14 protein-coding genes are annotated in these 16,873 nt (G+C 69.1%); 6 read left to right on the top strand and 8 right to left on the bottom strand.

Annotation, left to right across the window (positions count from 1 at the left end; translation table 11 throughout):
• Positions 1-141 precede the first annotated feature (141 nt).
• Complete coding sequence (gene sepH / locus AB0B82_RS07140) at positions 142-1,563, top strand: septation protein SepH (protein ID WP_360163580.1); 1,422 nt, start codon at positions 142-144, stop codon at positions 1,561-1,563.
• A gap of 9 nt (positions 1,564-1,572) precedes the next feature.
• On the opposite strand, the gene AB0B82_RS07145 is transcribed toward sepH, so the two are convergent.
• Entirely contained in the window at positions 1,573-2,562 is a 990-nt protein-coding gene (locus AB0B82_RS07145; protein WP_360163582.1) for a BtrH N-terminal domain-containing protein, read from the bottom strand.
• 35 nt (positions 2,563-2,597) lie between these two features.
• Positions 2,598-3,056 carry a hypothetical protein gene (locus AB0B82_RS07150; RefSeq protein ID WP_360163584.1) on the bottom strand — a complete coding sequence of 153 codons (459 nt, stop codon included), beginning with the start codon at positions 3,054-3,056 and terminating at the stop codon, positions 2,598-2,600.
• Between the two features lie 484 nt (positions 3,057-3,540).
• Between AB0B82_RS07150 and AB0B82_RS07155 the strand changes: the two genes are divergently transcribed.
• On the top strand, positions 3,541-3,957 hold the full coding sequence (locus AB0B82_RS07155) for a hypothetical protein (protein ID WP_360163586.1): 417 nt from the start codon (positions 3,541-3,543) through the stop codon (positions 3,955-3,957).
• Positions 3,958-3,985: 28 nt separating this feature from the next.
• Here the strand turns inward: AB0B82_RS07155 and AB0B82_RS07160 are convergent, their stop codons facing one another.
• Both AB0B82_RS07160 and AB0B82_RS07165 read right to left on the bottom strand, forming a co-directional pair.
• Complete coding sequence (locus AB0B82_RS07160; protein WP_360163588.1) at positions 3,986-4,639, bottom strand: PGDYG domain-containing protein; 654 nt, start codon at positions 4,637-4,639, stop codon at positions 3,986-3,988.
• Between the two features lie 120 nt (positions 4,640-4,759).
• Positions 4,760-5,167, bottom strand: coding sequence for a helix-turn-helix domain-containing protein (locus tag AB0B82_RS07165; protein WP_360163590.1), 408 nt, complete (start codon positions 5,165-5,167; stop codon positions 4,760-4,762).
• Positions 5,168-5,274: 107 nt separating this feature from the next.
• On the opposite strand from AB0B82_RS07165, the gene AB0B82_RS07170 reads away from it, so the two are divergent.
• On the top strand, positions 5,275-6,102 hold the full coding sequence (locus tag AB0B82_RS07170; protein ID WP_360163592.1) for an NAD(P)H-binding protein: 828 nt from the start codon (positions 5,275-5,277) through the stop codon (positions 6,100-6,102).
• 102 nt (positions 6,103-6,204) lie between these two features.
• On the opposite strand, the gene AB0B82_RS07175 is transcribed toward AB0B82_RS07170, so the two are convergent.
• Entirely contained in the window at positions 6,205-7,338 is a 1,134-nt protein-coding gene (locus tag AB0B82_RS07175; RefSeq protein ID WP_360163594.1) for a hypothetical protein, read from the bottom strand.
• 125 nt (positions 7,339-7,463) lie between these two features.
• Here AB0B82_RS07175 and AB0B82_RS07180 point away from each other — a divergent pair, with 125 nt between their 5' ends.
• The 3 genes from AB0B82_RS07180 to AB0B82_RS07190 all read left to right on the top strand — a co-directional run bounded on the left by AB0B82_RS07180 (position 7,464) and on the right by AB0B82_RS07190 (position 13,617).
• On the top strand, positions 7,464-8,579 hold the full coding sequence (locus AB0B82_RS07180) for a tyrosine-type recombinase/integrase (protein ID WP_360163596.1): 1,116 nt from the start codon (positions 7,464-7,466) through the stop codon (positions 8,577-8,579).
• Positions 8,580-8,726: 147 nt separating this feature from the next.
• Positions 8,727-12,521: a glycosyl hydrolase family 28-related protein gene (locus tag AB0B82_RS07185; protein ID WP_360163598.1), complete on the top strand. Its 3,795-nt coding sequence runs from the start codon at positions 8,727-8,729 to the stop codon at positions 12,519-12,521.
• Positions 12,522-12,528: 7 nt separating this feature from the next.
• Positions 12,529-13,617: a Gfo/Idh/MocA family oxidoreductase gene (locus tag AB0B82_RS07190; protein WP_360163600.1), complete on the top strand. Its 1,089-nt coding sequence runs from the start codon at positions 12,529-12,531 to the stop codon at positions 13,615-13,617.
• A gap of 22 nt (positions 13,618-13,639) precedes the next feature.
• Here the strand turns inward: AB0B82_RS07190 and AB0B82_RS07195 are convergent, their stop codons facing one another.
• The 3 genes from AB0B82_RS07195 to AB0B82_RS07205 all read right to left on the bottom strand — a co-directional run bounded on the left by AB0B82_RS07195 (position 13,640) and on the right by AB0B82_RS07205 (position 16,873).
• A complete protein-coding gene (locus AB0B82_RS07195) occupies positions 13,640-14,215 on the bottom strand; it encodes a GNAT family protein (RefSeq protein ID WP_360163602.1) in 576 nt (191 codons plus the stop codon).
• Between the two features lie 64 nt (positions 14,216-14,279).
• A complete protein-coding gene (locus AB0B82_RS07200) occupies positions 14,280-15,545 on the bottom strand; it encodes an ROK family transcriptional regulator (RefSeq protein WP_360163604.1) in 1,266 nt (421 codons plus the stop codon).
• A gap of 74 nt (positions 15,546-15,619) precedes the next feature.
• Positions 15,620-16,873 (bottom strand): enolase C-terminal domain-like protein, encoded by a 1,254-nt coding sequence (locus AB0B82_RS07205; RefSeq protein WP_360163606.1) that lies wholly within the window; start codon positions 16,871-16,873, stop codon positions 15,620-15,622.

Genomic DNA, 16,873 nt, shown 5'->3' on the forward strand with positions numbered 1-16,873 from the left:
GATCAGGAGGACCCTGGTGACCAGGCAAGATGTGATTTCGTGACGTAACCTCCACAATGACCGCGCGGCACGGCGCGCCGGTCTTGGTCAGGCCCAGCGTCCGGGAGAGACTGTCTAGAACCGCACAGGAGAACAAGGTCAATGCGCGAGGCGAGGCTCGTCGGTCTGAGCCAGGACGGAACCAAACTCGTCCTGGCGATGACGGAGACGGGTGAAGAGTTCGCCGTTCCGGTCGACGACCGGTTGCGTGCGGCCCTCCGCGGAGACCGTGCCCGACTCGGCCAGCTGGAGATTCAAATGGAGAGCGCGCTGCGCCCACGAGACATCCAGGCTCGTATCCGCGCCGGCGAAAGTCCCGAGGCGGTGGCGGCCGTCGCACAGATGCCGATGGAACGCGTGATGGCGTTCGCCGGCCCGGTCCTCGCCGAGCGGGACCACATCGCGAGCTTGGCCCAGCGCGCCTCGGTACGGCGTCGCGGCGGCGGCGACGCCCCCACCCGCAACCTCGGCGCCTGGGTCACCGAGCGGCTGCGGCTGCGCCAGGTCGACCCCGCGTCGGCCGAGTGGGACGCGTGGCGCCGCGAGGACGGCCGCTGGGCAGTGCGGGTCTCCTACTTCGTCGAGTCCGACGACACCGACGACTCCGGCGAGGAGCAGAAGGACGAGAAGATCGCCATGTTCGCCTACGACGCGCCCGGGCGGTACGCCGTACCGGACGACGACGAGGCGCGCTGGCTGGTCGGTGAGCAGGCGCAGGTCGCGCCGCCACCCGTCCAGCCGCAGCCTGGTGAGCGGCGGCTGGCGGCGGTCGCGGACATCGATCCGTTGATCGCTCCTGATCATTTGGCGGACAGCTACGAGGCCGGGTTCGAGGACACGATCGGGCTGCCGCGCCGGAACCATCCGGTCTCCCGGGAGTACGGTCGCGAGGCCGGGCGTGACGGTGGTCGTGACGGTGGCCCGGACGGGCCGCGGAGCTTCCCCCGCGAGGCGGCGCGGGACTTCCCCCGCGAGGTGTCGCGCGAGTCGGCCCGGGAGACCGAGCGTGGCCCGCGCCGCGTGCACTCGGTCCCGAACCCGGACGAGGAACCGACCCTGATCGACGTACCGGTCGACCAGCCCCCGGCGCCGCGCCCCGCCGTACGTGCCGTCGAGCGCCCTGCCGAACCGCCTGTGTTCCCGTCGTCGCCCGCCGAGCCGCGTCCTGGCCCTTCGCAGGCCGAGGCGCCGGCCGCACGGGTTGAGCGGTCCGGTCCGCGGGTCGAGCCGTCCGCCGAGCGCGCCGAGCGGGCCGCCGCGCGGGCCGAGTCGCCGTCGGTGGAGGCGTCGGCCGAGGTCGGCTCCCCTGCGGCCCGGGTCGATCAGCCGCGCCGCCCGGACGCTCCGCAGGCTGACCCGCTCCCGGTCGAGACTGGCTCCGCGGAGAAGCCCGCGGCCCCTGAGCCTGCCGCACAAGCCGACTCCGAGACCCCCGCCGAACCCAAGAAGAAGTCGACCCGCCGCAACAAGCGCGCCAGCGTGCCGAGCTGGGACGAGATCATGTTCGGCAAGAAGGCCGACTGACTCTCGGGTTCAGCCGGCCAGACGGCTCAGCTTCGTCATGGCGTCGTGTTCCAGCTGGGCGATGTCATGCAGTTGGTCGGCGGCCTTCGCCAGGCACTGCGGATCTTCGGACTCGCCGGCCCTGGTGATCAGTGCGGCGACTTCGGTCCACAGTGCGGCCGCTTCGCCGTACAGCGCATGAGCGGTGCGTAGGTCGGCGTTGTCGACGAGTCGGGTGCACTCGCCGAGGAAGTCCCGGTAAAGGTTGCGGAAGAGCGCGCCGCCGGTGCCGGCCTTCTCCATCAGCAGAGCCGCTTGTGGAAGGTCGCGCTGTGGGTCGGTGCTGCGCTCGATCCAGGTCGGCACGAGCTTGCTCGCCTTCTCGATGCCGCGGTACCCGAGGTTCGCGATCGGCGGATGCAGGAACGCCTGCGCGCACGCGATGATCGCCGGAACGACGCGTTCCTCCACCGGAGGCAGACCGTGCGGCGCGGTGATCGTGAACGATCGATGTCTCGCGGTCATCGGCCCGCGTGCCGCCCGGGCCGCGGCGAGGCCGGCGAGGCTGGTCGTCACCGCACCACCCTGTGCCCGCGTGTCCGCGAGTCGTGCGACGTTGGCGTCGTACCCGATCATCGCGACGATGTGCCCGCCGAAGTGCACCTTCGAGGTGAAGTAATCCAGGTAGTAGCTGTCGAGCTGCAGCCCGACCGGCGTCCCCGCGTCGACCGACGCCGCAACGTTGGCCCACGCCTTCGCCGGCGAACTGGTCTCCCGCACGTCCAGCTCGAGCCCGAGCCGGGCGGCGAGATTCCGCGCGAGCTCGAACGGCTTGACCCGCCCACCCAGGAACGGGAAGTCGAAGCTCTTGCTGTCCCAGTACACGAACGACAGCCCGGACCCGAGTCCGAAGATCATCGCCTCCGACAGCTCGATCCCTTGATGCCGCAACAACACCCCGAGCGCCGTCGTCTCACAGTGCTCGCCAGCCTCCACCAGCATCACCTCCTGTACCCGCATCCTGCCTCCTCCCCTTACCGGAGAGTCGAATCCGCTCACCGGGCGCGTGGCAGGGCGTAGCTGTGGACGCGGTTGTTGACCGGCACCAGGTGGTGCGCTGCGATCAGTTGATCAGCGTGGAGGCCATGGAACCCGACCAACACCGCCCCCAGGTCGACCCATCCGGCGACGTACTCTCCACTGCGATAGGCCCAGAGCAGCCGCTCTTCTCCGTCGACCGGCAGCTCGTCCGCTTGCCAGTCCGGCGCACCGACTTCGGCTGCCAGCCTGCTCACGTCGTCCAGCCTCAGCGGCGGTAACTCAGCGCGAGCCGCGGTGGGCGCCAGCCCGAGCAACGCGTTCGTCGCAACGTCGACCTGAGGGTCACGCCGACGAGACGCGGCCTGCAGCTTCCCGTCGGTGATGACGGTGACCGTCCGGCCGATGTCGTCCTCGTGCGCCAGAGCGACGTACCAGAACGGCCCGGCGACACCGTCCCCGAGCCGATTCCACACGTCAACCGTTCGACGCCCGGAAAAGGCCGGGCCCAACCCGTACAAGGGGAAGGGCACCTCCGGGACCGGCGAAAGCACCGCGGCCACGACTCCCCTCCCCTCTCCTCACTCGCCCGAACGCCCGAGGCAGAGTCTGGCCGGTTCAGCACGACTTTGTGCACCAGATCCGTACTTTTCGCCGCTGGGAATACGGATCTCGTGCACAAAGTCGGCCTTGTCGACACCGTAGCGGGATCAAGCTCGGGTAGCTCGGAAGGTAGGCCCCGTGGGGGTGGCTCGTGGGGGTGGCTGGTGGGTTCTTGACGGATCACGGACAGTCCCGGATTGCGGACGGCGTTTGCGGGCAGGGCGGCGTACTGTCATGATCGTCGGCATGCAGATGCTGTGTTGTTGCTGTTGTCGCTGACGCGCGCCGACTCTCGGCGCACGAGGCCCTGTCCTTTCCGTGGCCCGCCCGCCGACACAGCACCCACAGGAACATCGCATGAATCTCCCGGCTCTCGCCGATCTGTTCGCGTCTCATGGTCTCCGGCTGCTGCCCGGTTCGTACGCCGTACCGGTACAGCTGCTCGTTCAGTTGCCCGATGCCACGATCATCGAGTTCACCGCCCGCGGTACGACGGTCCGCCTGCGCCGCTTCGCCCCTGACGCGCTGACCACGATCACCATCCCGGCCGAGTGCGGCTGCGGCGACCACCACCCGCAGACCGGGCCCACCCGCGTGACGTTGAGCCGGTACGCCGTACCGCTCGACGAACGCATCCTCGACGGCGAACTCGAGTACGGCTGGCGCCACCACGAAGCCGGCCTGCTGACCCTCGCCGACGCCACCGAACACTTCTTCACCCTCCTCGAATCGCTCACCCCAGCCCCCACCCGAGAACTGGTCGGCGTTGCCTGACCCAGCCGGCCGGAGTGGTCGGGGCGGTTCAGCGCGTCGGAGGCTTGCGCTCCGGTTTGGTTCTCGATTGAGTGCGGCGCTGGGCCTCGCCGCGACCGGCGACCGTGTTCGCGGGTTCGTGTGGGCGCAGTTGTCCGGTGGTGATGAACTTCAACGGCGCCGGATCCGTGACGGCGGGCCCTCCTTCGGCGGGCACTGCGGTGTAGGTCTGGTTCAGTTCGGCGCGCGCGATGATGTACGGCTTGGCGAGGTCCAGCGAGCCGTCAGGTCGGATCAGGCAGGCGAACCCGCAGTCGGCGGCGCCGTACTGCGGTTCGCCCCACGGCGCGTTGATCCAAACCGGGCCGCCGGTGGTGTTCGCGAGGGCGCGGATCCGGCCCTTCGCCTGGTACACGCCCGGCTCGCTCGTGGGGCCGTAGCGTGCCTCGAACTCCGCCGGCTCGACCGCGTACTGCTCGCCGCCAGGATTCTCCACCAGCCATTGCCCGGCCGGCGCGACGCGCTCGGTCTCCCGCGTCCCGTCGGCCAGCACGGTGGCCACTGGTGTGTCCTCGGTGAGGATCCGCGCCTTCACCGTGGCCGTCTTCCGGTACTCCCTCGCCTCGCTCGACGCGAACCGAGCGGCGTACTCGGGCGAAGTCAGATCGATGTAGGTGTGACCGCGGTGGTCAGGCTCAGTCATCTCGCTCCCGCGTTTCGTCGAAGCCCTGCTGTACGTCACACTCGTGAACAAGTACTGGCCCCGAAGCGCTGTCCGTTGACAGAAGAAAGCCTTCCAGGCAGCGAGGTCACCGGCCCCCGGTCAGGGGCGCCGGTGGGCCGGCTCGGTGGTGTCGAAGTGGTGGCGGGCTTGTTCGACCTTGGTCAGGTTGGATGACCAGTCGGCGAGGGCGTGGAAAAGGGGCGCGAGGCTCCGGCCGAGAGGGCTGATGTCATACTCGACGCGGGGCGGGACCTCGGCGTGGTACGTGCGCGTGATGAGGCCGTCGCGTTCCAGTTGGCGGAGGCGTTGAGTGAGGACCTTCGGGGTGATCACACCGATGCGCCGCTGCAGTTCGACGAAGCGCTGGCGACCGTACTCGTTCAACGTCCACAGGATCGGTGTGGTCCAGCGGCTGAAAACCAGGTCGACCACGGGCGCGATCGGACACGCCTGCACGGGGTCGCCCGCCAGGCCGTCACCCACCCCGTCAGGCATCCCGTCAGGCATGCCCTTCGACGTGTCGGGTACGGCGGATACGGCGGCTGTGGTCTCGGTCACAAACCCAATACTATCCTCTAGGTACCTAGTATCGATCGACTACTAGCGTCGTCGTCATGATCGTGATTACCGGAGCGACCGGCAACGTCGGCCGCCCTCTCGTACAGACCCTGTCCGCCGCCGGCGAGGACGTCGTCGCCGTCTCCCGCCACGCCGCCCCGAGCGGCAACACCGACCCGAACGTCAGTCACTTCGCCGCCGATCTGAACTCCCCCGAGAGCCTGGCGCCGGTGCTCGACGGCGCGAAGGCGATCTTCCTGCTCACCCCGCCCGACTTCCTTGCCGGCGGCAACCTCCACGAGGTTCTCGAGGTGGTTCGCGGTGCCGGCGTACCGCGGGTTGTGTTCCTGTCGTCCCAGGGCGTCGGTACGCAGCGCCACCCTTCCGTGTTCGAGGACGCCGTCACCGGATCGGGGCTCGAATGGACGATCCTGCGACCGGGCAACTTTGCCAGCAACGCGTACGCATGGGCGGATTCGATCCGTACCCAGCGCGCGATGGCCGCACCGTTCGCGGATGTTGCGCTCCCGGTCGTCGACCCGCAGGACATCGCGGAGGTTGCGGCCGCCGCGCTCCTCGAGTCCGGCCATGCGAACGCTGTTTACACGTTGACCGGACCGGCCGCGATCACCCCTCGCCGTCAGGCGGAGATCATCCAGGAGGTCATCGGTACGCCGATCGCCTTCACCGAACTCACCCGCGACCAGGCTCGCGCAGGCATACTCACCCACATGCCCGAGCCCGTCGTCGAGACAACTCTCAGTATCCTCGGCTCCCCCACTCCGGCCGAACAGGCCGTCAGCCCCGACGCGGAGAAGGTCCTCCGTCGCCCGCCGCACACCTTCGACGACTGGGTCACCCGAAACCTCCAGGCCTTCCGCTGACCACGCCACCCCTGGGCGGGACGAGATACGGCTGGACTGGGGAGTCCTGCTGGTCGTTTCAGGTGCGCAGCACTCCCCAGTCGCGCCCGAGAGGGCTGTTGCCTATGGCTTGGTTGCCGGCTCGGGGGGTTGGGGCGGGGTGGGGTTTTGGGTGCGGAGTTCTAGTTGGCGGCGGAGGGTTTCGGCGGCTTGGTGGGCTGCTTGATGGGCGGTGGTCAGGGCGGCTACCCGATCTTCGGCTGCCTTCTTGATGTCGGTGAGCTGGGCTTGGTGGTCGGCTCTGAGTTGGTCGCGGTCGGCGCGGTGTTCGGCGCGCAGCGATTCGAGTTCGGCGCGGTGGCGGTCGCGTTCCTGGGCGAGCTCGGTGCGGAGTTGGTCGGCGGCCTGCTGGGCGCCTTGCCGGTCGGCCTCCGCGGCCGCTTGGGCTACGCGGGCGGACTCGGCTTCGGCTCGCGCCTCACGTACCTCCGACTCAGCGGCCGCGCGCACGGCGCGGAGCTCCTCCTCCGCCTCCGCGCGTATGCGCTCCACCTCGACAACGGCCGCATTGGCAGCCGCTGCGATCTCCTGGCGCGCCTTCTCCAGCTCGGCGTCAGTCGTTTCGCGGATGGATTCGGCGTCCTGACGAGCTTGGGCGGCTGACACCTCAGCGGCAGCGGCGACGGCACGCGCCTGCTCGAGCTCCGCCACGGCTTCGCGAGCGGCCTCGTCGGCTTCCTCGCGAGCCTCTTCCGCCTCTGCCGCTTGCTGCTCGGCCTTGCGGCGGCGCTGTTCTTCCTGGCCGAGCTGACGTTCGAGGTCGGCGAGCTGGGCGCGGCTCGCGGCCTGGACCTGCTCGACCTCCGCCGCGACCGCCTCCGCGTCGCCGTACGTACGAACCGCCTCGGCGATCTGCGCGAGGTGACCTTCCAGTTCCTCCACCAAGCGGGGCAGGCGCCCCTTCATGAGTTGCTCGATCGTCGTCCGGGCTGCGGTAACCGGCCCCGGACCGGATTCGTGACTCTCGGGGGCGTCGTCGCGGCGCACGGGCTGCCTGGCGAGACGGTTCTTGGCGGCCCAGGCGTTCGCCTTGTTGTGCAGCACCGGCTTTCCGTCAGGGCCGGCTCCTTCGCGTCCGCAGTACTTCGGCGGGCGTCCCGGCGTCCCCGGGTCGACCTGTTTCGGGTTCTGGCAGCTCACGCCGGGGAACTCACACAGTCCTTGCCGCCGCTGCGCGAGCGAGTCCGTTTCCGTCATGCCGCCACCCTATCGCATTAAGTCGATTTCGTAGGCATTTCCGTTTGGTTTATGTCCGCGTCTTTAGACGTTACAAAACCAAACAGAAGTAGCGCATAATCCCCGTTATGCGCTAGGATCTCCGTGTGGACGATCGCCCGGCAGCACTCGTGTTTCGGCCAGCAGCGGACACCGCAGTAGAACTACCGGCACCAGATCCGGCCACCGAGACCGCCGTACGGCGCTCACTCGGACGCCGGCGTCCGTTGCACGATCCGAAGGCTGACCTGGTCGATCGCCTGGACCTCCTGGCGGAAACGCTGACGCCTGAGCTGACCGCGCTCGTGGTGCTGTGGCTGGGCGGGACACGGCGAGCGAGCCGGGATACCCGGATCGGGTATGCGGACGACATCCTGCTGTGGGCCGATTGGGCGCGCCGTGAGCTCGGCCGGGATCGGTTCGCACTGGACCTGCATCGTGGCGAGGTGACCATGTGGCTCACCTACCAGCAGGATGCGGGCGCGGCCGCGTCGTCCATCTCGCGCCGGCTGTCGTCGTTGTCCAGCTTGTACCGGTACGCCGCGGGGTGGGGGCTGCCGGTGGTCTCGCCGATCTCGGACGACGACCATCGGCCGAAGTTCCACCGCGGCCGGCGTGCGACCTCGGCGCGTGTGCTCGAGGCCGATCAAGTTGCGGCGCTGCTCGCTGCGGCGCGTGATGTCCGCGATGCGCTGGTCGTCGGTCTGCTGTACACCGGGGCGCTGCGGGTGTCCGAGCTGTGCGGCGCGAACGACTCCGACCGGCAGGACGAGGGCCGGCGGACATGGCTTGTCGTCACCCGGAAGGGTGGGCAGGCAGTGCGGGTGCCGCTCGAGGCACGCGTGGTGGAGTTGCTCGAGCTGTACCGCGCAATGCGGCCGCCGTGGACCGGTTCCGGACCTGCGCCGCTGATCGCCGACGCCAATGGCGGGCGGCTGGATCGGCACGATGTCACGCGGATCCTGCGCCGACTGGCGCGAACCGCGGGTCTCCCCCGGCCCGAGACGATCACCCCGCACGCGCTGCGGGCCACGGCGATCACCGATCAGAAGCGGCGTGGACATGGTGCCGAGGAGTTGCAGGAACTCTCGGGGCACGCAGACGTGCGAACCGTGATGATCTACATCGACGACGACGGCCGCAACGAGCGCGTCGCCGCCCTCACCGACGACCTCGGCCGCGTCATGACCGCGGTCCCCCGCCACCTGAAGTCGCCCAGCTGAGCCGGCCCGATCACCCGCATCAGCAACGTCGTCAAGCCGCAGTCAGACCGGCAGCGACTGGATCTTGTATTAGTAACACGCTTGGTTTAACTTAAGCGCGCAGTCGTAGTGGTTGTCGGTCCTGGTCCGCCACCTGGGGGTTTCGGCATGTTCAGACGTCTGCTCGTGTGGGTGTTGCCCGCCGTGCTGTTCAGCAGCTTGATCGCGGTACCGGCGGCGCGCGCCGCCGCGATGTATCCCAGCGGGGTCGGTGCCGATCTCGGCCCGACACCCACGACACTGGGGGTTCGGCCAGCGGCCGGTGATGATCCAGCCGGCCTGCGGATCGGGACCGAGCAAGGTCGCGGTTACTGGCAGACGAATCAGGCGGCCGGCACCGGCTACCTCGAGTTCGATGTCGACCACGACTATGTGGACGAGATCGGCACCGACGACGTCCTGGTGACGGTGACCTACCTCGACAGCGGCTCTGGCACCCTCGAGTTGCAGTACGACGCCAAGGCCGACCCGCAGCAGGATGCCGACGACATCCGACTCGCCGGCACCGGCGGCTGGAGGACCGGCGTCTTCCAGCTCACCGATATCGCGTTCACCGACCGGCTCGGCGACGCTGACGTCAGACTGTTCGGCAGCGCGGATGTCACGATCGCCGGCCTGCGCATCAGTACCGCGGGGGCAGCCGTCCAGCTCGGAGCGAACCCGGTCCAGAACGGGATCAGTCCCCGGGCCGGCGACGACGCCGCGCACCTGATCACCGGTACCCAGGACGGTCGCGCGTACTGGCAGACCGACCGCACCGCCCCGCCGCCGGGCACGAACTTCTTCTACCTGAACGTCGCGGACACCTACCTGTACGACAACCAGAACCTCGTCCTGGTCAGCGTCGACTACTTCGACGAAGGCAATGGGCAGTTCGGGCTGCACTACGACTCCCCCGGCGACACCATCCCGGAGAAGTTCAAGAACTCCGAGGTCGTGTACTACGGCGACACCAAGACGTGGAAGACGTACACGTTCGCGCTTCCGGACGCGGTGCTGACGAACCGCTCGAACGGCGGCGACTTCCGGATCCACAACGGTGACGCCGCCGTCGACCTCAAGGTGGCCGCGGTCCGCGTGGCCAAGGTCGCGACCACACTCGACGTGACCGAAGGACTCCTCGACCTGATCGGCGACGCGACCCGGACCGTTGAGCGAGCCCGCGAAGGCACCCGCGACGGTCAGTACCCGACCGGCAGCCGCGCCACGTTGCAGACCGCGATCGACCAGGCTCAGGCCATCGCGGAGACGCCGAACGTCACCGACGCCCAGGTCAAGGAAGCCCTCGAAGCGCTCGAATCCGCCCTCAACACATTCAACGCACAGGCGATCGACACCAACTTCGCCGACGACGGTACGGCGACTGCCAGCAACGGCACCGCGGCGGCGAACGTCAACGACAACAACCCCCAGACAGCCTGGACCGGCCCAGCGAACTCCTGGCTGCAGCTCGACCTCACCACCCCGCGCCCGGTCAACGACGTACGTATCGAGTGGACCGAGGCAGGCGCCCCCGACTACACCGTCCAGGTCTCCAACGACGGGAAGAAGTTCACCGCCGTCGGTCGCAACGCATCGCCGGGCGGCACCAGCCGTACCCGCTTCGCCACCACCACCGTCCGCTACGTCCGCGTCGCGATGACCGGCGCCGACACGTTCGGCGTCAGGGAACTCCAGCTCCGCAACACGCCGACCGCAACGCCGGCACCGAAACTCGTTGCCACCAGCACCGAGGACGGCGTGGTCGCGGACTTCGACGCCACGCAGTACGGCGCCGACCGGACCGGCAGGCGCGATGCGACGAAGGCGATTCAGCACGCGATCTACGCCTGTCAGGACGCCGGCGGAGGCACCGTCTGGTTGCCCGCCGGACAGTACAAGGTCACCGACACGATCGAGGTGCACGCGTTCTGCACGGTCCGCGGCGACCACGGGCGGAAGCTCGGCACCGGCACCGTGATCATCGCCGACCTCCCAACCGGTGACGACGGCCCGAGCCTGTTCCGTATCGGCGGCAGCGCGGGCGTGCTCGGCCTCACCACCTACTACCCGCACCAGAACGCCAGCCAGCCGGTCCCGTACAACTACACCTTCGAGATCCCCGGCGGTGCCTGGATCGGCAACGAGAACTACATGATGGCGACGATCTCAGACGTCACGATGCTGAACTCGTACCGCGGGATCGGCGTCAGCACGATGCCCAGCGACCAGGGCAATGCCCCGAGCTCGGGCCAGGTGCACGAGTCGACGACGATCCGCAACGTCCGCGGTACGGCGCTGTTCGAAGGCGCGCGGGCCTACAACGGCGCCGACGTCGGCACCTGGGAGAACGTCGCCTTCAGCAACCAGTACTGGGCCGAAGCACCCAAGGCCTTCCACCCGCCGGCCCGCGCCATGCTCGACGCCTGGACGCGCGCCAACGGCACCGGCCTCACTCTGGGCGACCTCGAGTGGGACCAGTTCTACCGCATCAGCCTCGCGGACTACGCCGTCGGCATCCACGTCGTCGCCGGACAGCGCGCCCAGTTCACCGGCAGCTTGCTCGAGCCCGATGTACGGCGGACCGGCATCGGTCTCAAGGTCGACGTGCTGGACGACCGCTGGGGACTCACCCTCGCGGGCGGCCATGTCGACGGCGGCATCGTCAACAACTCCCGCGGCTATGTGAAGATCACCGGCACCGAGGTCGTCGGCCAACAGTCCGGGATCATCCACCACATGTCCGGCCAAGCGCCGACGTACACACACGAGCCACTGCCGAAGCCGGTGCAGAAGCTGTACGTCGTGGACGCGCCACACGGAATCGGCTACCTGCCGGCCGCGGACGCGACCCGCGCGGTGCAGAAGGTCCTCGACCGGGCCGGTCGCGACGGCGGCGGCATCGTTTACCTCCCCGCAGGCTGGTACCGGATCAGCACGCACCTCAGCGTCCCGGCGAAGGTCGAGCTGCGTGGCGCCTCCGCCGTACCGAACCGGGACCAGAGCGGCGCCAGCGGCGGCACCGTCCTGCACGCGTTCGAGCGCACCACCGACACGGCGCTCATCACACTCCAGAATCGCGCCGGTGTCCGTGGCCTGCGGGTCTTCTACCCGGAGAACAACCCGGGCCGGGCCGAAGGCGTCCTCCCCTATCCGTACGCGGTCCGCGGCCATGCAGGGGCGAACTACGTCATCAACGCCGGCTTCCCGAACGCCTGGAACGGCATCGACCTGAGCGGCGACGACGTCGTGGTGCGCAAGGTCGCCGGTGCGTTCTTCGACCACGCGATCGCGGTCGGCCCCGGCCGCAACGGCCGCATCGAGGGCGTGCTGTCGAACGGGAACGCGGTCACGCGCGTCGGGTACCAGCAGCCGTACTGGATGAACGAGAGCCGCATCTTCGAGCTCGTCATCGACAAGTACATGCGCAAGACCGCCAAGATCGTCACCGTCGACGGCGCCACCGGGCTGACGTTGCTGAACGTGTTCGCGTACGGCTTCCACGACGGCCTGGTCGTCAACTCCGGGCAGGTGGACGCGTTCAATCTCGGCACCGACAACCTCGGCGCCGACGGGTTCACCGTGCGGGTGCAGAACGGTGCCGTCGAGGCGACGAACCTCGCCCGCTACAACGGCGCCACGCTCAGCGGTCCGGCGACGTTGCACAACGTGATGGTCATCAACGTCGTGCAACGCAGCATCGAGGTGCGAATCGCCGGAAACGGCACCGCCCGGATCGCTGGAAACGAGTCCGAGCCGGGAACGTACGAGGTCGGCGCGCAGGTCACCGTGACGGCAGCGCCAGGATCGGATAGCGTTTTCCAGAACTGGACCGACAACGGGACCGTGGTGTCGACAGCGCCGTCGTACACCTTCACGGTCGGCACGGACCAGGTACTGACCGCTAACTTCACGCCGAAGTAGGAGCGAGATGGCTGACACACAACAGCAGGTCGCGATCGTCGGATGCGGCATCATCGGCAGGACGCACGCCCAGACCGTCGCGGACCGGCCGGACGCGATCGTCACCGCCCTGGTGGACGGCGACACCGCGGCCCGGGAGTCCCTGCGGGCGAGCCTGGTCGAGGCCGGCCAGCCGGAGCCGAAGCTGTACGACGACCTGACCGCGGCGCTGAGTGGGTCGGACGTCTCACTCGTCGCGATCTGCACACCGAGCGGTACGCATGCCGCGCTCGCCGAGGAAGCCCTGAACGAGAAGAAGCACGTCGTCATCGAGAAGCCGCTCGACGTCGACCTGGTCCGGGCCCGCCGCCTCGGCGCGGCGGCCACCCGGGCCGCGAACCACGGCGTCCTGGCGTCGGTGATCAGCCAGCACCGCTTCGACGCGGGCAGCGCGGTGGTCAAACAGGCGATCGACGCCGGCCGGTTCGGGCGGCTGACGTCCTGCGTCGCGACGGTGGCCTGGTGGCGCAGCGACGAGTACTACGCGTCCGCGGGCTGGCGCGGGACGTGGGCACAGGACGGCGGCGGCGCTCTGATGAACCAGGGCGTCCACACCGTCGACCTGATGCTGTGGTTCATGGGCCGCCCGGTCACCATCCAGGCCCAGGCGCTGCGGGCGTCGCACCACGCGATCGAGGTCGAGGACACCGTGGTCGCGACGCTGACCTTCGAGAACGGTGCCGTCGGTACGCTGCACGCCACGACCGCGGCGTACCCGGGCAGTCGCACCCGCGTCTCGGTCCACGGTGACCAGGGCGGCGCCGAGGTGGAGGACGACCGCCTGCGCCGGCTGAACGTCGACGGTTCGCCCGACGACCAGCCCATCGACGTCGGTGAACCCGGCGGCCACACGGCGCAGTATGACGACATCCTGACCGCGATCGCCGACGGTACTCCGCCGGCGATCACCGTGCAGGACGCGATCGACGCGCTGGCCACGGTCCGCGCCGTCTACATCGCGTCGACACTGCAGCGTCCGGTGAAGTTCGTCGACGTGCTCGAGGGCCGGTACGACGACGTGGACGTGTCCCGCGGCATCGGGCTACCGCCCAGCTGACCGGCTCCGGGGTGAGCCGTCGTCAGGCCGGCGGCTCACCCGGCTCGCGGTCGTTCAAGATCCGGTGGTACAGCTTGCTGTCCTGCCAATGCCCGTCGATGTGCAGGTACCGCGGCGCAAACCCGTACTGCTCGAACCCGCACTTCTCCAGCACCTGCTGCGACCGTGTGTTCCCGGCGCCCGTGCTGGCGGCGATCCGGTGCAGGAGCAACACCTCGTCCGCCAGCCGGCACACTGCAGTCAGTCCCGCCGTCGCCAGTCCCCGGCCGGTCTCGGCGACGTCGACCCAGTAGCCGATGTCGCCGTTGCGCCACGGACCGAGCACGATGTTCGACAGCGTCATCGTCCCAATCACGCGATCGCCTTCGGCCAGCACCCACGGAATCAAATTTTCCCGCGCGAGCTGGTCGGCGAACCGCTGCGTCTGGAACTCGGGGCCGTACCACTCGGCCGTACGGCGTGGTTCCCAGGGAGCCACCTGTTCGCGGCTGCGCTGGAGCGCTTCGCAGTACGACGGTGCGTCCTCGAGCCGGACCGGGCGGAGTATCACCGTGTCCGTGAGCGGAACGGTAAGTGCAGCGGTGAGAGTCGCATCCACCCGCGCATCCTAGATCGCCTACGCGCCGGCGCACCGACCGACCACAGGGCTGTCCGTGGCCGAGCTACTTGGGCAGCCGGCGCGCCTGGCTCGAGCCTGAGACGCGCGGGGTGAACGCGTCGTGGAAGATTGTCGACGCCGCCCCGACCGCGGCCGCGTCGGTCTGCAGCATCGACTCCTCGACTGCGACCGGCCGCGTCTCGCGGGCCACCGGGTGGGCGTTCACCGCCCGTCCGATCTCGGTCAGGAAGATCTCGGCGATCTCCTTACCGAACGCGGGTCCGCCGAGGACGACCAGGTCGACGTCGAGCAGGTCGACCAGCCCGACCGCACCCTGCCCGATCACCCGGGCGACCTGCGTCACCGCCTTCACCGCCGCCTCGTCCCCGTCCGCGGCCGCCTTGCACACCGCGCGGTACCGCTTAGCCTCGTCGGTCGCGCCCGGATCCGTCTCGACGTATCCGTACTCGGCCGCGATGACCGGCAGCGACGCCGTCGGGTTGCACTCGGGGACCATTCGCGGGCCGTTCTCCGGGTCCCACTCCCCCATCCGCAGCGCGGCGATCTGCCCGAACTCGCCCGCGTTCGCCGTCCGGCCGCGGTAGATCGAGCCGTTCAGGATCAGCCCGCTGCCGACGCCGGTGCCCAGGTACAGGTAGGCGAAGTCGCGGGCGCGCGCGGACCGGCCGATCCACCGCTCGCCGATCGCGGCCGCCGTACCGTCCTTCTCCACGAGCACCGGGTGATTCAGCTTCTGCTGCAGCAATTCGCGGATCTTCAGGCCGCGCCACGCCGGCTGCAGCGGCAACGCGAGCAGCGTGCCGTCGGCGTCGATCGGCCCGGGGACGGCGACTCCCACCCCGAGCATCGAGGAGAGGTCGATCTGGCTGATGCTCAGCGCCGCGGTCACGGTGGCCGCGGTCAGGTCGACCAGCTTGCCGGCCTGCAGGTCCTCGGCCAGCTCGACGGTCTCGCGGCGCACGATCGTGCCGTCGAGATCGACGACCGCGACCGTCAGTAGCTCGGGATCGATGTGGATGCCGACCGCGTGCGCGGCGTTCGACCGCAGCCGCACCGGCGTCCGCGGCTTGCCGAGCCGCTCGGCGCGCTCCTGCGCCTCCTCCACCAGCAGACCTTGCTGAAGAAGGATGCGCAGGATCCGCGACACCGACTGCTGGGTCAGCCCGGTCCGGCGGGAGATCTCGGTCCGGCTGATGATGCCGGCCAGCCGGATCGTCTCGATGATCACGGCCTCGTTGAACGACCCGAGGTCGTACTGGTTCGCCCCCGCGCGCCGCAGCTCCGCGAGCCCGTCGACCGAATCGCTCATCTCCGCCTCCCCGTCGCTTCTCTCATCGCCTGGCCGTGATCGTACTGCCCACCGTCACCGAAGACCGGTCACGATCACGGTGCTTCGAGCGCGCCGTCGATGCGTCGTACGCCGGCTGCCCACTCGTCGTGCCCGGACAGTTGCGCGGGATAACGGGCTGCGGCTTCGAGGTCGAGGTCGATGCCCCAGCCGGGTGTCTCGTTCGGGCGCAGCCAGCCGTTCTCGATCCGCAGCGCGCCCGGGAACACCTCGTAGGTCGCGTCGTTGTAGACGTGTCCTTCCTGGATGCCGAAGGCAACCGACGACACATCCAGCGCGACATTGGCCGCGACCCCGATCGGCGAGGTGTCGCCCGGGCCGTGCCACGCCGTCCGCACCCCGCACAACTCGGCCAGGTCGGCCAGCTTCCGCGCCGGGGTCAGACCACCGATGTCGGAGATGTGCGACCGAATGAAATCCACCCCGAGATCGCGCACCAGCCGGACCGCGTCGGTCATCGAGGTCGTCAACTCACCGACCGCCAGCGGCACCGGCGACGCCGCCCGCACCTCCGGCAGCCGATCCCAGTGCTCCGGCGCCAGCACGTCCTCCAAGAAGAACAGCCCGTACGGCTCCAGCGACCGCGCCAGCAACACCGCTTCCTTCGGCGTCAACCGCGAATGCACGTCGTGCAGCAACTCGATGTTGGCCGGCAGCGCCTGCCGCGCCGCCGCGAACAACTCCGGCGTCGTGCGCAGATAGTCCCGCGCCGACCAGCCGTTGCGGTACGGCGCATCCGGGTACAGTGTCGGCACCTGCGGAGCGCCGTACCCGCCACCGCCCGGCGTCGACATCTGCAACCGCACATGCCGCCAGCCCTGCGCGACCAGCTTCTGCGCATGCTCGACCGTTTCCTCGATCGACGTGCCGCTGGCGTGGATGTAGGTGTCGGCGGCGGCGCGGACCTTGCCGCCGAGCAGCTCGTACACCGGCATCCCGGCCCGCTTGCCGGCGATGTCCCACAGCGCCTGATCGATCCCGGAGATCGCGTTGTTCGTCACCGGACCGCCACGCCAGTACCCCGAGAACGCCGCCAGCCGGGTCAAATCACCGATGTCCCCCGGGTACCGGCCGATCAGCAGCCTGGCCAGGTGCTCGTCGACGAACGTCTGGACCGCCTTCCACCGCTGCGTGAACGTCGCACAACCCAACCCGTACAACCCCGGCTCGGTCGTGTCGACCTTCACCACCACCAACGGGATCCCCTGCGGCGCCGTAACGATCGCCTGGACGTCCCGGATCCGGACGTCATCGCGGACAGGCCACGGCTGATCGAAATTCGAAGGCAT

It is taken from the genome of Kribbella sp. NPDC048915, from assembly GCF_040649595.1.
In the GTDB taxonomy this organism is placed as follows: Bacteria; Actinomycetota; Actinomycetes; order Propionibacteriales; family Kribbellaceae; genus Kribbella.